The 16,404-nt window shown below is 44.7% G+C and carries 12 protein-coding genes; all 12 read left to right on the plus strand.

What is annotated here, in order from left to right:
* Nucleotides 1-205 precede the first annotated feature (205 nt).
* The 12 genes from H5073_RS09890 (at nt 206) to H5073_RS09945 (ending at nt 15,738) form a co-directional block, all read left to right on the plus strand.
* On the plus strand, nt 206-1,252 hold the full coding sequence (locus H5073_RS09890) for a rod shape-determining protein (RefSeq protein ID WP_182679361.1): 1,047 nt from the start codon (nt 206-208) through the stop codon (nt 1,250-1,252).
* A gap of 57 nt (nt 1,253-1,309) precedes the next feature.
* Nucleotides 1,310-2,194, plus strand: a complete 885-nt coding sequence (gene mreC, locus H5073_RS09895) for a rod shape-determining protein MreC (protein ID WP_182679363.1) — start codon at nt 1,310-1,312, stop codon at nt 2,192-2,194.
* On the plus strand, nt 2,187-2,678 hold the full coding sequence (mreD, locus tag H5073_RS09900; protein WP_182679365.1) for a rod shape-determining protein MreD: 492 nt from the start codon (nt 2,187-2,189) through the stop codon (nt 2,676-2,678). The genes mreC and mreD overlap by 8 nt, the downstream gene beginning before the upstream one ends.
* 2 nt (nt 2,679-2,680) lie before the next feature.
* On the plus strand, nt 2,681-3,277 hold the full coding sequence (locus H5073_RS09905) for a nucleoside triphosphate pyrophosphatase (RefSeq protein WP_182679367.1): 597 nt from the start codon (nt 2,681-2,683) through the stop codon (nt 3,275-3,277).
* A 59-nt stretch (nt 3,278-3,336) separates the two neighbouring features.
* The gene (gene rng / locus H5073_RS09910) at nt 3,337-4,827 is read left to right on the plus strand and encodes a ribonuclease G (protein ID WP_182679369.1); all 1,491 of its coding nucleotides are present in this window, start codon (nt 3,337-3,339) and stop codon (nt 4,825-4,827) included.
* Nucleotides 4,827-9,005 carry a YhdP family protein gene (locus H5073_RS09915; protein WP_182679371.1) on the plus strand — a complete coding sequence of 1,393 codons (4,179 nt, stop codon included), beginning with the start codon at nt 4,827-4,829 and terminating at the stop codon, nt 9,003-9,005. The genes rng and H5073_RS09915 overlap by 1 nt, the downstream gene beginning before the upstream one ends.
* Nucleotides 9,006-9,014: 9 nt before the next feature.
* On the plus strand, nt 9,015-9,848 hold the full coding sequence (locus H5073_RS09920; RefSeq protein WP_182679373.1) for a carbon-nitrogen hydrolase family protein: 834 nt from the start codon (nt 9,015-9,017) through the stop codon (nt 9,846-9,848).
* A 33-nt stretch (nt 9,849-9,881) separates the two neighbouring features.
* Nucleotides 9,882-11,330: a metalloprotease TldD gene (gene tldD / locus H5073_RS09925; RefSeq protein WP_182679375.1), complete on the plus strand. Its 1,449-nt coding sequence runs from the start codon at nt 9,882-9,884 to the stop codon at nt 11,328-11,330.
* A 313-nt stretch (nt 11,331-11,643) separates the two neighbouring features.
* Nucleotides 11,644-12,516, plus strand: a complete 873-nt coding sequence (gene rhlP, locus H5073_RS09930; protein ID WP_404948388.1) for a rhombotarget lipoprotein — start codon at nt 11,644-11,646, stop codon at nt 12,514-12,516.
* 51 nt (nt 12,517-12,567) lie between these two features.
* Entirely contained in the window at nt 12,568-12,810 is a 243-nt protein-coding gene (locus tag H5073_RS09935; RefSeq protein ID WP_182679377.1) for a DUF6500 family protein, read from the plus strand.
* A gap of 1,222 nt (nt 12,811-14,032) precedes the next feature.
* On the plus strand, nt 14,033-15,217 hold the full coding sequence (locus tag H5073_RS09940; protein WP_182679378.1) for an ATP/GTP-binding protein: 1,185 nt from the start codon (nt 14,033-14,035) through the stop codon (nt 15,215-15,217).
* 11 nt (nt 15,218-15,228) lie between these two features.
* Nucleotides 15,229-15,738 carry a hypothetical protein gene (locus H5073_RS09945; protein ID WP_182679380.1) on the plus strand — a complete coding sequence of 170 codons (510 nt, stop codon included), beginning with the start codon at nt 15,229-15,231 and terminating at the stop codon, nt 15,736-15,738.
* The last annotated feature ends 666 nt before the right edge of the window (nt 15,739-16,404 follow it).

Raw genomic sequence — 16,404 nt, forward strand, 5'->3', positions numbered from 1 at the left:
CAGCTCAATATTTGAACAGCGCATTTGCGGTTGTTTTTTAATCTCTTTTTAGATTGATAGCATAAAAACAATAAAATTTGATTAATTAAGCAAAAAAAGTGCGCTGTTTCGTCATTGTTGCGCTGTTCCTCCTTGTGGAAATGAGGTGGCATTGATAAAGTTAGCTGATTTTTTTCTTCTGACTCCACGGAAACGGGCTGAATACATGTTCAAAAAGCTGCGCGGTATTTTTTCAAACGACCTATCGATCGATTTAGGTACGGCTAATACATTAATTTATGTACGCGATGAAGGCATAGTGCTAAATGAGCCTTCTGTGGTTGCCATCCGTGGTGAGCGCAATAGCGCCAATAAATCCGTTGCTGCAGTGGGTATTGCGGCGAAACAAATGCTAGGTCGAACGCCTGGTAATATTCAGGCTATCCGGCCGATGAAAGACGGTGTTATTGCCGACTTTTATGTAACAGAGAAAATGTTACAGCACTTCATCAAGCAAGTGCATAACAACAGTTTCTTCCGTCCAAGCCCACGGGTGCTGGTATGTGTGCCAGTGGGTGCCACCCAAGTTGAACGCCGTGCTATTCGCGAATCAGCAATGGGCGCTGGCGCTCGTGAAGTTTACCTGATTGAAGAGCCTATGGCGGCGGCAATCGGTGCCGGCTTACCTGTTTCTGAAGCCACAGGTTCTATGGTGGTTGATATTGGTGGTGGTACTACTGAAGTGGCCATCATTTCATTAAACGGTGTGGTGTACTCTTCATCTGTGCGTATCGGTGGCGACAAGTTTGACGATGCCATCATTAATTATGTACGTCGTAACTACGGCAGCTTAATCGGTGAAGCCACCGCTGAGCGCATCAAGCACACCATTGGTACTGCCTATCCAGGCGATGAAGTATTAGAAATCGAGGTTCGCGGCCGTAATTTAGCTGAAGGCGTGCCAAGAAGCTTCACCCTAAACAGCAACGAAATTCTAGAAGCGCTACAAGAGCCATTATCAGGCATAGTGAGTGCTGTGATGGTTGCCCTTGAGCAGTCTCCCCCAGAGCTTGCGTCTGATATTTCTGAGCGCGGTATGGTGTTGACGGGCGGTGGTGCTTTGCTGCGTGACCTAGACAGATTATTAGCTCAAGAAACCGGTATTCCTGTGATGGTTGCAGACGATCCTCTAACCTGTGTCGCCCGTGGCGGCGGTAAAGCATTAGAGATGATCGATATGCATGGCGGAGATCTATTCTCGGAAGAGAATTAATCTTCGGTAGCTAAGCCTAACCTTATAGAAAATCTTTAAGGTTAGGCTTGCATAACAATGAAACCTATCTTTGTTCGCGGTATTTCAAATCAGTCTCGTCTCACACTGGCTATCTTTCTGTCGGTGGCCCTTATTGTGGCTAACGATAAACTCGAAAGTACTCGTCAATCCTTATCCTCGATATTAAGTCCACTGCAGTATCTGGCTAATTTACCCGGATTGCTGATGGATTGGTCGTCAGATACTTTAGCGACCCGAGACATGCTGCAAACTCAAAATGGCGAGCTATTACGTCAACAATTATTAATGTCTGAGCGTTTACAACGTTTTGAGCATTTACGCCAAGAGAATGAGCGTTTACGGGCACTGTTAGGTAGCCCTGTCCAGTTAGCGGTAAAAAAAGTCGTTGCCGAAGTGATGGAGGTTGCTAGCGATCCATTTCGTCACTATGTGGTGCTCAATCGTGGTGCTCAAGATCAAGTTTATGTTGGCCAGCCTGTGGTCGATGCCCTTGGGGTTATTGGTCAAGTGATTGAAGTTAGCGCCCTGACCAGCCGAGTATTGATGGTGTCAGATCCCACCCACGGTATTCCAGTTAGAGTGACCCGTAACGATGTGCGCGCAGTCGCCAATGGCACAGGCGATATTGATCTTATTGAATTACGACACGTGGCAAAAAGCGCCGATATTATTGCTGGAGATTTACTGGTTTCCTCAGGGCTTGGCAATCGATTTCCCGAAGGCTATCCGGTTGCACGAGTGATGAGCGTATCCCTTGAAGGGGCGCAGAATTATGCCGTGATTACCGCCCAGCCTCTTGCTGCACTGGATAGAATTCGCTACGTGTTACTGATTTGGCCTGAACATCTTATCGAGAATGAAACCCTGCCAGGGGATGAGCAAGACGTTACTCCTTTAAATGTGGAGGCTAACCATGAATAGTCACATTGCCAATGGACGTCTCATTGTATGGGTCACATTATTTTTGGGGGTTATGTTTCAAATTATGCCTCTACCCAGTTTGGTTGAGCTTTGGCGTCCAGACTGGCTGTTAATGGTTATTATGTACTGGGCCATGGCTTTGCCCCATAGATACAGCATCCTTACTGCTTGTTTTCTTGGTGTGGTGCTGGATATTTTATTGGGCGCCCACCTTGGGATCCGCGCCATGGCATTTTCACTGGTCACCTATGTGGTGGTATTGCATTTCCAGCGACTACGAAACTTTCCACGTTGGCAGCAGTCGATTGTGATTGCTGCACTCATCTGTTTGTATCATCTAGTGGTATTTTGGCTAGAATTCATCGTTGTTGGCGGGGTTCAGTTTAAAATAGAGCTTCTTCAACCTGTTGTTTCTAGTATATTTATTTGGTGGTGGGTATTCTGGGTATTACGTAATATTCGCCGAAGTTATAAGGTAAGATAAACATGACATGGGTGTTGGCTTCAAGCTCTCCTCGCCGTAAAGAATTATTGGCTCAGGCTGGGTTTACCCAAGCACAATTCCAATTTGTTCAGGTTTCTCCCGATATTGATGAATCTCAGTTAGCATTAGAATCCCCTTCTGATTACGTTTCTCGGTTAGCCCTAGAGAAAGCTCAGGCTGGCCTTGAGCTTAGCCGTCATTTACCTCAGCCAAAAGTTATCGGTTCGGACACTATAGTGGTGCTCGATGGCGAACTTTTAGGCAAACCCACAGATCCCCAAGATGCGCTGCGCATGTTAACCTCGTTATCTGGGCGTACTCATACTGTGATGACAGCGGTTGCGATTACCGATGGGGAGCGTGCACTCTCGCGGCTTTGCCAAACTGACGTGAGTTTTGCTTCAATATCCTTTGCTGATATTCAGCAGTACATAGCGACGGGTGAGCCGATGGATAAAGCCGGTGCTTACGGTATTCAAGGGCTAGGGGGCTGTTTTGTTAGTCACATTTCAGGCAGTTATACCGCAGTGGTGGGTTTGCCTTTAGTCGAGACACGGGCCCTATTAGTGGCGATGATGGAACAAGTTGATACCCCATGATTTAATCAATCTAGTGCTGAGTAAACAAAGCGCTAGGGGTGCATAACGCGGGTGGCAAGATGAATAATAAAACCAAAAATAAAAAAGGCTCAGAATTATTAATCAATGTAACCCCAACCGAGGCCAGAGTCGCCTTAGTTGAACATGGGGTATTGCAAGAAGTTCATATTGAAAGACGCATGAAGCGCGGCTTAGTGGGTAATATCTATAAAGGTAAAATTAGTCGAGTGCTGCCAGGGATGCAGGCGGCTTTTGTGGATATCGGCTTAGATAAAGCGGCTTTTTTGCATGCCTCTGACATAGTGCCTCACACTGAATGCGTCGCTGATACAGAAAAACGTAATTTCGTGGTGCGCGATATTGCCGAGCTGGTACGCCAAGGCCAAGATATCATGGTACAAGTGGTGAAAGATCCATTGGGCACCAAAGGCGCTCGCCTAACCACAGATATCACCTTACCCTCACGTTATTTAGTGTTTATGCCAGATTCCAGCCATGTGGGTGTGTCTCAGCGTATTGAAGTGGAAGCTGAGCGTAATCGACTCAAGAATATTACCTTGCCCTACGTGGATGCCGATGGCGGTTTTATTATTCGCACTGCAGCCGAAGGCGTGGGTGAGGATGAATTAGCCCAAGATGCGGCATTTTTACGCCGAGTGTGGGCCAAAGTCAGTGAGCGCCGTAAGCGTAAGGGCGTGACCTTGCTATACCAAGATTTAGCCTTGCCAGTGCGAATTATTCGCGACTTCGTTGGCACTGAGCTTGATCATATTCAAGTAGATTCAAGCCAGACGTTTGAAGAGCTAAGCCAGTTTGCTCAAGAGTTTATGCCAGAAATTGCCCAGAAAATTGCTCATTATGCGGGACCCGCCGCCATTTTCGATCTCTATGATGTTGAAAATGAAATTCAGCGAGCACTCGGACGTAAAGTTGAGCTCAAATCTGGCGGTTATCTCATCATAGATCAGACCGAAGCCATGACCACAGTGGATATCAACACTGGCGCCTTTGTCGGTCACCGCAACCTCGAAGAAACCATCTTTAATACCAACCTTGAGGCCACCCAAGCCATAGCAAGACAGCTGAGGCTAAGAAACTTGGGCGGTATTATTATTATCGACTTTATCGATATGCAAAATGGCGAGCATAAAAACCGTGTATTGAGTAGTTTGCAGTCAGCGTTAAGCAAAGACAGAGTGAAGACCAGCATCAGTGGTTTCTCTGGCTTGGGGCTCGTGGAAATGACCCGTAAACGTACCCGTGAAAGCTTAGAGCATGTTGTGTGTGGAGAATGCCCCAGCTGTCACGGCACGGGGAGCATGAAAACCATAGAAACTGTGTCCTATGAAATTTTTAGGGATTTGATCCGCTTAAACAGCACTTATGCCGCTGATGAGTTTTTAATCTATTGTTCACCAGCGGTATATAACAGCCTAAATGGCGATGATAGCCACCTGTTGGCAGAGCTTGGTGTCTACATAGGTAAGCGGCTACGACTGCAAAGTGAGCCCATGTACGCCCAAAGCAAATACGATGTGGTGATGATTTAGTGTCGGCATCGGCGCCGCAAAAACTGATTAAACTCGCTTGGCAGTTGTTGGCCTTGGGCCTGTTGCTGTTCGCATTATTGGTGAGTTTAATTCGCAGCTTGCTGCCCCATGTCCCAGAAGTACGTCAGCAGCTGGTTGAGTATCTACAGCATGAATATAAAGTTCAGGTTCAGTTAGACAGCATCACAGCGCAGTGGCGTGCCTTTGGTCCTGAATTAAATATTAATCAGTTGGTTATACCGCCGCAAGACTCCTTGCCCATTACCTTGATGGTGGACAAAGTGCGCCTGAAAGTAGATTTTTGGGATTCACTGGCCAGCCTGTCGCCACAAATCGAAACCGTGACTTTTGATGGCTTGCACCTAGCGTATGATTTAAGTCATCAAGCTCGCCGTGATGGCAACAACAGCCCTGAGCCAGAAAACAGCTCTGAGCCAGAAAACAGCCCTAAGTCCGAAACTGCTACTACTCAAGATTGGCTCTATAGTTTTGCACTCGAGCAGTTAAGCCATTTCTCTATCACTAATGCATCGGTGCAATTATTAAGCGATAAACGGCGATTTAAGCCGATTTTTATTAATAACTTAGTCTGGTTAAACACCCCTAATCTGCACCGTGGCGAAGGTCAGTTACTGATGGATAAGTCAGGGACATCGCCCCAGAGCGTGTCGCTGAAGCTTGAGATTAAAGGTGACGGTTATCAACCTGATACTTTAGTTGGGCAAGCATATTTACAAGCCAATGAGTTAGATCTGGGTCAATGGTTGAATGGCAAAGCCCCTGAATTGGATTTCAAACGCTTGTTGCAAGCTGCAGCTAATTTAGACTCAACAGTTCAGCACGCTCAAGTGGATGGCGAGCTTAACTTTGAAGCTTGGCTTGAACTTAAGCATCGTAGTGTGAGCTCAGGTTTATTGGCGTTTAAACCCAGCACATTACAATGGCAATTAGGCGATGTGACTGAACAGCTAGCTCTCAATTCTGGGCAATTTGAACTTGTGTCTAATGTGGATGGTTGGCAGGTGAGTAGTCACCAGCTGGAGCTTATGAGTAATCAGCAAGCTTGGCCTGAGTTGGATATCGGCATTAAGTACCAAAATGATGTGTTATTTGGCTATCTCAACGAGCTTAGCTTGCCATTATTGACGCCGCTATTAGCCTTAGTGCCTGACATCAGCAAGGCGCAGTTAACTCAATGGCAGATGCTGGAATTGTCTGGCAAGCTGGGGCCACTGCGCGTTTTCCATAGCCCTGAGACGGGTTTAGTGGCAAACACTAAGCTGATGGACATAGAGTGGCAACAAGCGGGCGCGTTACCTGGCAGCCGCGCTATTGATGCCAAGTTAAGTTATGGCAATCAAGGCTTGGATCTTGAGCTGCCATCGCAGCAATATCGGTTTGATTTTGGCAGCGGCTTTGAGGCGCCATTAACATTTAATGCCAACAGCATCACGGCGCGGTTTGAGCTTAATGAACAAAGGCTAGATATCCCTTCAGTGGAGCTGAGTAATAAAGACTTAAGCTTGGCAGCTGCCGTGAGTCTAAGCTTAAAGCCTGATGCTCATCTTAGTTTGGCTGCAAATATTAATATCAAGCAGGCCGAGGCACTGGGTGATTATTTTCCCTTACAGGCTATGAGTCCAGATTTAGTCGACTACCTTAATGGCGCCATCATAAAAGGCCAGGTCCCAGATGCGAATATTGTCTGGCACGGCGCTTTGGGCGCTTATCCCTATGACGATAAATCTGGAGTATTTCAAGCGGGATTCACCTTAGAGAATGCGGTTTATCGCTTCGAGCCCGATTGGCCAGAGATCAATGATTTACGCCTTAATGCCCTATTTGAAAATGCGGCCATGGACTTGTGGGTTGAAAAAGGTCAATTGCAAGATGTCGCTATCGATGGCGCCTATGTGGGAATTCCAGTATTGGGTGATAACAGTTTGCTGCGAGTGGAAGCTGAGCTTGCGACACAAGCTCTGGCGGCTACTCAAGTCTTACAGGCGTCTCCCCTTAAAGATACCGTGGGCGAGACATTAAATAGCTTACAAGTTAGGGGGCCTATCAAGGCCAAGCTTGACTTAAGCATTCCGCTTTATGACGGTGAGTCCGAGCGCATAACTGGGGATATTAATTTTAGTAACAATAGCTTGTTTCTGGCAGGCCCAGAACTTGAATTCAGTAATTTAAGTGGGGATGTCAGCTTTATTAACCAAGCGCTGTTAGGCAAAGGTTTAACGGCCAAATTACTTGAACAAAATATTGAATTTTCCTTTGCTACAGAAGAGCGGGATCAGCATTTGGCTCTTGCGCTGGATTTGCAAGGTAAAGTGGTGATTGCAAGCTTGCCTCAAACTGCAGTGGCTCCCTTATCTGATTATTTCCAAGGTGCTTTTGACTGGGATGGTGCCATGACTATGGTGTTTGAACCCAACAATTATCAACTGCAATTACAGCTTAATAGTGATTTAGTCGGCACAGAAATGAGCTTGCCGGCACCCTTTAATAAAGCCGCGGCCGCGCCATTAGGCTTAGGGCTTGAATTATTAGGTGACAATCAATCGACGAGCGTCAGCGGGAAACTTGCAAATATCGCCGAATTTTGGGGTGAAATCACTCCCGATAGCGGCAATAGTTTGAGTCACTATGATGTGATGCTGGGCCGAGTCTTTAAACTCGGAGATACCTTGAATAAGCACCAAGGGCAAATTCAACTGGGCTTAGATAAAGCTCAGTTAATGCCTTGGCTTGCTGTGATTGAGCAATTAACTCAAATTAACAAAGAGCCTAACCTTAACGAACTCAAAGCAAACTTTTTTCCACCATTACTGCAGGTTAGCGGTAAGATTAATCAGTTTGAATTGCCAGGCTTACCGTTAACGAATGCGGCATTCAACGCCACATCTTTGACGGATAAATGGCTTTTTAAGGTCGATTCTGAGCAGTTTATTGGTGATATAAGCCTGTACCCAGACTGGAAACAGCAGGGCTTAGCAGTAGAAGGTAAAAAGCTTGCGCTGATGACTATACCGTCAAAACTCATTAAGGCTGACGCTAGCTCAATCTTGGTGTTACCGCCAACCGCCGAGCACACTGTAACCCCAGAGAAAGCACTAACTGATGAGGCGGCAGTAAGCGTGGGATCAAAGTCAGCTCCAGCATTAGCACTCACGCCTGAAATTGAGACTCCTTTAGCTGCCATTGACGAAATAATCAATGTTGCCGACTTGCCGAAATTGAAGATAGATATTGCCGAATTTAGTGTTGACGCCATGCCGTTAGGGCGACTGCAGCTCGATGCCGCTCACAGTGAAAAAGGCTATCAATTTAATCGCATCGATGTGACTAAGGCAGGGTTAAATTTTAATGCAACTGGGCTTTGGTCCCATGGGTTTGATGAAGTCGATGGCTCTGGCGATGAAGCTCAGCAACGCAGTGAGTTTGAACTTAGTTTAGCGGCAGATAAGTTTGATATTGTGTCGCAGACGTTATCAATAGAACCTGGGATTAAAGATTCTGCGGTTAAGTTGACTGGCAGGTTAGCTTGGCCGGCTGCACCCCATCAATTTTCATTGGCTCAATTGGATGGCAAACTCAAGTTTGAATTAGAAAAAGGCCACTTATCTGAAATCAGCGATAAAGGGGCGCGAATATTCTCCTTGTTCAGTTTGGACTCTTTATTGCGTAAGTTATCTTTTGATTTCTCTGATGTCTTTGGTCAAGGTTTGTATTTTAATGAGTTTAAGGGTGATATCAATATCGACAACGGCGTGCTTAAAACACGCAATACCGAAATGGATGCCATTGCAGGAAATATTAAGGTTCGCGGTTATACAGATTTAAGCAGCCAAAGCTTAAATTATGATATACGTTTTGTGCCGCAATTAGCATCCAGCGTGCCCACAGTGGTATTACTCAGTACCAGCGCTTGGACCTTTGGTGTTGGTGCGCTGGCGTTAACCAAAGTGCTTGAGCCTATGATAGAAATTATTTCTGAAATGCGCTTTCGGGTGACGGGTACCATGAATGAGCCTATCATCGAAGAATTGGAGCGCAAGCATAAAGAGATTGAGATCCCTGAAGCGATTTTAAAACCGACAGCCACTGAAGTTCCTCAATCGCAAAACCCCATTGACCCAGTGGCTGAGTCCGCTGTTGCAGCGCCAAAGACAAAATAGGGGAGTCAGATGCAAATTAGCTTATTGCAGTGCCAGAGTAGCCGTGATGTCAGTGCTAACCTGAGTTTTATTGATAGCCAATTAGGTCAACTTCCACGAAAAATCGACGAGGCTCAATTAGTGGTGTTGCCAGAATGCAGCTTGCTGTTTGGCGGTCATGAAAGCCAGCAGTTAGAATACGCTGGCACTGATGACAATAGTCCCCTTAAAGATGCCTTAGCTGAACTGGCTAAACGGCATAAAGTGTATTTGATTGCTGGTACTATCCCAATGCAGGCTCAAGGCGGCAAAGTCCACAGCCGTTGTTATTTTTTTGATGACCAAGGGTTGGTATTGGGGCATTACGACAAGTTACACTTGTTTGATGTGGAAGTGTCTGACAACACCAAGCAATACCGAGAAAGCGACAGTTTTACCCCAGGAGACAAACTAACCGTTATCGACACGCCTTTTGGTAAAATTGGTCTCGCCATCTGTTATGATCTGCGTTTTAGCGACTTATTTCGCGCCCTTCGTTTGGCTGGCGCCGATTTGATTGCCCTGCCATCGGCATTTACCAAGGTCACAGGGAAAGCCCATTGGCAAACCTTGCTCCAAGCCCGTGCCATAGAGACTCAATGTTATTTGCTAGGGGCCGGGCAATGGGGGCAACACAATGAAGGCAGTCGTGAAACTTGGGGGCAAAGTATGATAGTCGACCCCTGGGGAGGCATAGTCTCCCAGCTTGAAAGCGGTTGTGGCTGGGTTCAGGCCAAGCCAGATTTGTTATTATTAGAACGTATTCGGCGACAAATGCCTGTGTTGGGACACAATAAATTTATCCCGCCACAGCTCGCTAAATAACCCGATTTCATTAAAAAGTTTAAGAGAGTGTCAATGCCATTTTTAGCACAAGTTGAGCAGAGTTTATTTCAAGGTGCATTAACCTTAGATGGGTTAACGTCTTACCTGAATACCATACATCAGCATCAAATCGATTATTCGGATCTGTATTTTCAGAGTAGCCGCCATGAATCTTGGGTGCTGGAAGATGGCATTATCAAAGAAGGCAGTTTTCATATCGAACGCGGCGTGGGTGTGCGTGCTATTAATGGCGAGAAAACCGGTTTTGCCTATGCAGATGAAATTACCCCAATCGCACTAGAGGCGGCGGCAACCGCCGCCCGTGGTATTGCCATTGCAGGTCAAACGCACAAAGTGCAGGCGTTTAAGCGTCAACAGCAACATGCTTTATATGACAGTGCAGATCCTATCGCAGCCATGGATGAAGTCACCAAAATTGGGTTACTTAAGCAAGCCGATGCTTATATTCGAAGCCTTGATAGTCGTATCATCCAAGTGGTGGTGAGTTTGTCTGGGGTTCATGAAGAAATTATTATTGCCGCCAGCGATGGCACCTTGGCGGCGGATATTCGCCCCTTAGTGCGTTTCAATTGCAGTGTAATTTTAGAAGAAAACGGCAAGCGTGAGCGCGGTAGTGCCGGCGGCGGTGGGCGTCATGATTACAGCTCTTTCTTCATCACTGACGACACTGGCTTGCCGCAAAGTTTTGAGTTTGCAAGAGATGCGGTGCGCCAAGCGCAAGTAAACATTAATGCTGTGGATGCACCAGCGGGTGAAATGCCTGTGGTATTGGGCAATGGCTGGCCTGGGGTGTTATTACATGAAGCCGTAGGTCATGGCTTAGAGGGTGATTTCAACCGTAAGGGCAGTAGCGCCTTTAGCGGTAAAATAGGCCAGCAAGTGGCCTCTAAATTAGTCACTGTGGTGGATGATGGCACTATGCCAAATCGCCGCGGTTCACTGAGCATAGATGATGAAGGTGTAGTGACTCAGAAGAACGTCTTAATTGAAGACGGTATCCTTAAAGGTTACATGCAAGACAAGCTCAATGCGCGCTTGATGGGCGTCGCACCAACGGGTAATGGTCGCCGCGAGTCTTATGCACACTTGCCAATGCCGCGCATGACCAACACTTATATGAATGCCGGCACTTCTACCTTAGATGAAATGATAAAGTCAGTAGATAAAGGCATTTATGCACCTAATTTTGGTGGCGGCCAAGTGGACATCACCTCAGGTAAGTTTGTGTTCTCCGCATCAGAAGCCTACATGATAGAAAAAGGTGAAATCACCCAAGCCATCAAGGGCGCAACCTTAATCGGCAATGGCCCTGAAGCCATGGGGTTGATTTCTATGGTCGGTAACGATTTGGAGTTAGATAAAGGCGTTGGCGTCTGCGGTAAAGACGGCCAAAGCGTGCCTGTGGGCGTAGGTCAACCTAGCCTTAAAGTCGATAGACTGACGGTTGGCGGCACGGCTTAGTTTTTATATCTTAACTAGGCAAGTCATTGAATGCAGTATAAGCCATCGCTTATGCTGCATTTTTTATATGACGATTGAGTATCAAGTGACAAGCGCTAGCTGCGACATGATCGTTATTAGTATTTAACAGTTTCCTCCGAAAAATATCAGGTTTTAATTGGTAAAGTATAAGGATAACAATCGGCTACTCATCAAGCGGCTAAACATTTATCTACCAAAAAAAACTAAACTCCTATAGCATGACCTCAGGATTAACATGGGCAGCGTAACACCCAAATACTAAAGCGTTGACCATAGCAAAAAAGGAATTCCGGTGAAATTGAGAATATTTTTTATCATGTTAGGCGCGTTCTTATTAACATCGTGTAGCTCGTTTGTGAGTGATCATGTCAGAGAGAATACAAAATCCAGTAGTTTGATGGATTTCCTTTATCCAAACGAAACGAGTCGCGCTGAACATAAAGCAGAGATCCCTGTACTAACCTTACCGGTGAAAGTGGGCTTAGCATTTGTACCCTCTAAAAATTGGCAAAGAGACGGCATTCATACTAAAGATCAGATAGAACTGCTTGAAAAAGTTAAAGCGTCATTTCTCAAATATGACTATATAGATCACATCGAAGTGATCCCAAGTACGTATTTAGCCGGGGGCGCAGGTTTTGTAACCTTGGAGCAAGTCGGAAGGCTGTATGACGTTGATGTTATTGCTTTAGTTTCTTATGATCAAGTGACTCAATCATTTGAAAATAATGCGGCTTTACTCTATTTGACGATAGTTGGCATGTATGTCATTCCTGGAAATGAAAACTCGATTCAAACCTTTGTCGATACCGCTGTTTTTGACATTAAAAGTAAGAAAATGCTGTTTAGAGCACCGGGGATTAATAGAATCGACAAGAGAACAACCGCTATCGGTATCCGTGATACGTTAGCCGAAAAGTCTCTGGAAGGTTTTACGTTAGCGGTTGCTGATATGTCGACTAACTTAGATGCTGAACTTGCTCGATTTAAAACCAGAGTTAAAGAAGAGAAAGTGGCAAAAATTGAACATAGAGAAAATTATCGTGGCGGTGGTTCAATGAGCTTATATTGCTTAATCTTAGTGCTAATAGCTTTGGTAAGAAACTTAACCATTTACAATAAATGCTCGAGTACTGTACTAGGGTTACGTCGTAAATTGGGCTAGTTAGTCTGAGATTGGTTTAAGCCACAACTTAATTCATTACATGAGATAAGTATGTCTACTCCATTAAAAAAGCTATTAAAATCGTCACTTAAAGAGAAAATGCTGCAAGTGTGCCACACAAAAATAGCCCAAAAAGGTGACAATGTTGGGCTATCTTTTTATGCTTTTTTTGCCAATAAAAACGACGACCCTGAACTACTGATGGAAGCTGCCACCTGGTGGATCCAAACCCATCAACTGGATCATTTCGAAAAAGCCCACAGGATAGTCAAAATGCTAGAAGCAGAGGCATAATGGGCTGTGTGAACATTGATGGCGTGTCGGTTACTTTGGGATCGATACTCGCAATGACTAGACTGTTTCAAGGTAATGCTAATCGAATCCTAGATAACCGCTGTAAATCTTCTGGTTTGTAGATGATGTTAACAGACAGACAGCTAGCTCATTTATGGCCCAAAATTTGTTTGCAAGATGTCCAAACAATAACATCCATATTAAAAAGCCAGTTCGGCATCCTTGCCTCTCGCTCATAAGCGCAATCACTAAAGGTGATTATTCACCGTTTGGATTAACGTCGTGGGTCTTCAACCCCTGCTCATATCAAAAGAGTGACCAAGAGGGAAAGTTCAACAGCAAACCCAATAACATCCTTGTTTAAATGCCAGCTCAACATCCCTGTTTCGCGCTCAAAGCGGCCGATGGCCTTCGCCCTCTTGCTGATCTATTGCGACAGTCCTCCGTGCCGCCCCGACGAAGTTACTCTTGATTGAAAGAAGCCTCATCCAACACCAAAAATACCTAACGGCTCGACGGCATGCTTTACGTCCATGTAAAGCATTCCAGTTCGATTTTCCCTATCTCTCGCTCATAAGCTAAAAATCAAAGATTTTATTCGCCCATGTGCTAACGAGCCTTCACCATTTCTGATAGGCAGGACGCCTGAATGCCACGTAATCTATGGATGGATTAAGAGTGGCCCTGATGGTTACACGGCATTTTTGGTGTTGTATTTCGGCAACTTCGAGGGGAGTTGGTGCAACCTGTGAATGCGGTGTTAATCTAAGACTTGGTGTTTTTAGCCCTTAGAAGTTAAATGAGGCATTTTTCAACTTAGTTTTTAAGCAACAAATGTGATAGCTCACTTCTGCCCCAAAACGTGTCACAGTTCGAAGGCTTGCTCTTGCTTAGTCTGATAGTTTGAGATACATAAAGTAATGAATACCAAAAAGTATGACCTGCCCATGAGGGATTTCAAAAATCGTTACAGTGAAACAGACTTACCTAGTCTGATTCACGCCCTTAAATTTGATATTTTCGCTGCCTTCTTGCTAACCAATGTTTATCCCATTCTTTGATTCAATGAATTTAACTCATTTCACCAAAGCATCATTTGACTTACTTTTCGTAATACCAGTACCGTGTCTACGGTACAACTTGATTTTTTGACCTAAATAAACTTGCTTGTTTCCTCGCTAAACACCATAATCAACAAAAATATGTTGATTATGGTGTTTCCATGCTAATAAAATTTATTTGCGAAAACTTTTACTCTTTTGGCAATGAGCAAGAGGTATCTTTTGAAGTTGGGAAAAAACCATCGGCTTCCTACTACGACATAAACCTAAAATCTGGTGAGCGTCTGAACAAGGTATTGGCTGTTATTGGTGCAAATGGTGCTGGTAAGACTCAGCTGTTGCGTCCACTTGCTTTCCTTAGCTCATTTATATCGACATCTGTGTTCGACTATAAACCATCTGAGAACATCCCATACATGCCACACCGATTGTATACCGATAAGCCTACTAATTTTGAGCTGTATTTCATGCTCAGTGAGGTGCAGTACAAATACAACTTATCGATTACAAAAAACGATGTATTGTTGGAATCACTGTATAAAAAAACGAGTCGTAGCTACTCCTATGTGTTCGTTAGAGAAAAAACTGAGGATGGATACAACTACAAACAAAATGGCTTCGGCTTTTCTGTAGCTCAAGCCAAGAAAGTGAGAAGTAATGTCTCTGTTATTTCAGCAGCGTTCCAACAAAATGTGTCTAACGCATCTAAGTTCTATGAGTACTTTGATAGTTTTATTTTCAATGTGAATATGGTGGGGCGCAGACATTTCGATGATGGCGATATTCTGGAAGCAACCGAGTTTCTAAAAGGAAAAAGTGAGTTGAAACAGAGATTACATCAAGCTGTCTTTGACTTCGATTTGGGAATTCACGATATTGAATATAAGCCACAAAAGTTTACAGATGAGAAAGGAGAGGAAATAGAGTTTGATTTTCCTTACGCTATCCATAAGTGCGAAAAAGGTGAATTTCAACTCCCATTCTTCGAGGAATCTAGCGGTACTAAAGCTCTTTTTGTGATGCTTCGTAGGGTACTTCCAGTACTACAATATGGCGGTGTTGCTATTTTAGATGAGATTGATAACGACCTCCATCCTCATATGCTCCCAGTCATTCTGAATTGGTTTAAGCACCAAGAGACTAACCAGCATGATGCACAGCTTATCTTTACCTGTCACACACCAGAAGTGCTAAATATACTCAAGAAACACCAAGTCTACCTCGTTGAAAAAGAGCGCCTTGAAAGCGATGCATGGCGTTTGGATGAAATGGTAGGCATCCGTGCTGATGACAACCTTTACGCTAAGTACCAAGCTGGTGCTCTAGGTGCAGTACCCAACGTATAGGAGTGTTGAAGTTGGCGAAGAAGAAAGTTAGAAGGACTAATGTTACGTCACTTATCGTCGTTGGTGAAGGTATACACGACCGCGCGTTCTTGAATCACATGAAAGACAACTATGACGACCGTAAAACAGGGCAAGTAGTTAAAATCGAATCATCAGATGGTGGCTCGCCTAGAAATATTCTTATGTCTGCTAAAAAAAGCCAAGAAGCCGCTTACGACAAAAGATATGTGTTGATGGATAGTGACGTAGCAATACCACAACAAGACTGGGAGTATGCGAAAAAGCATAAGATTGAAGTGATTTTGTCTACACCAGTATGTCTTGAGGGGATGTTGCTTGAGGTTCTTGGCGTTAAGGCTGGAACTTGCGGTGACAGCTGTAAAACTAAACTCAAACCTTATCTTGGTGGCTGTCCTACTCAAAAAACTAGCTACCAAAAATCGTTTTCAAAAGAAGTTTTAGATGCTACCAAAAAAGAAGCGATTGTTAAGCTTAGAGGATTGATTTCTAATCAAAAATAAATGAAAATAGCTTAATTTGCACGAACCTATCAATGTCCAAAAATCAGCCAATGAATCACTCTACCCCAGAGTGATTCACGTTGGCCCTAAAACCCACCCATTTCGCCCTCACTTTTGCTGTTCGAGGGCCTTTTTACTTTAGAATGAATCAAGTCTATACAGAACTGATTCGTGTCCCTGTTATGCTTATTCCGACTGGTTATATCGAGCATTGATTAGTTTGTAGCCAAACGAAGCATTACTAATAGAATACCTAATCCGAATCTGGCTAATAAGAGTGAATTATCTAACAAGGTTTTGTCCAAAAGTGTGTCAGTAAGATGTCCAAACTTCGTTTGGATTAACGTCGTAGGTCTTCAACCCACACCCGACCAAGGGGGGAAAGATCAGCAGCAATCCCTCCCCCTTGGAGCTCCCTCCGTGCCGCCCCGACGAAGTTGTTAATCCTCATACTTATGGATAAATGGCTAACACTTTCGAAGGGGCGTCCAAGCCCCCCGAAAGTTAGCCAGACATCCTGTCTGGGCTTACGCCATTTATTCCGTAACCGTCTAGCGAACCACACCTCGCATCATTGATCTGACTATTTGAAAATACCTGCTCAATGATAAATTTGGAGCAGGTGATGAAAACATACAGAACAGCGGCACAGTGGCTCGGTTTACT

Origin of the sequence: Shewanella sp. SR44-3, assembly GCF_014163735.1 — a bacterium.
Classification (GTDB): domain Bacteria; phylum Pseudomonadota; class Gammaproteobacteria; order Enterobacterales; family Shewanellaceae; genus Shewanella.

Coding starts and splice junctions, on each gene's coding strand:
- H5073_RS09905 (WP_182679367.1), top strand. CDS start 2,681: ATGACATGGGTGTTGGCTTCAAGCTCTCCTCGCCGTAAAGAATTATTG.
- rng (WP_182679369.1), top strand. CDS start 3,337: ATGAATAATAAAACCAAAAATAAAAAAGGCTCAGAATTATTAATCAAT.
- mreC (WP_182679363.1), top strand. CDS start 1,310: ATGAAACCTATCTTTGTTCGCGGTATTTCAAATCAGTCTCGTCTCACA.
- H5073_RS09940 (WP_182679378.1), top strand. CDS start 14,033: ATGCTAATAAAATTTATTTGCGAAAACTTTTACTCTTTTGGCAATGAG.
- H5073_RS09935 (WP_182679377.1), top strand. CDS start 12,568: ATGTCTACTCCATTAAAAAAGCTATTAAAATCGTCACTTAAAGAGAAA.
- H5073_RS09890 (WP_182679361.1), top strand. CDS start 206: ATGTTCAAAAAGCTGCGCGGTATTTTTTCAAACGACCTATCGATCGAT.
- H5073_RS09920 (WP_182679373.1), top strand. CDS start 9,015: ATGCAAATTAGCTTATTGCAGTGCCAGAGTAGCCGTGATGTCAGTGCT.
- mreD (WP_182679365.1), top strand. CDS start 2,187: ATGAATAGTCACATTGCCAATGGACGTCTCATTGTATGGGTCACATTA.
- tldD (WP_182679375.1), top strand. CDS start 9,882: ATGCCATTTTTAGCACAAGTTGAGCAGAGTTTATTTCAAGGTGCATTA.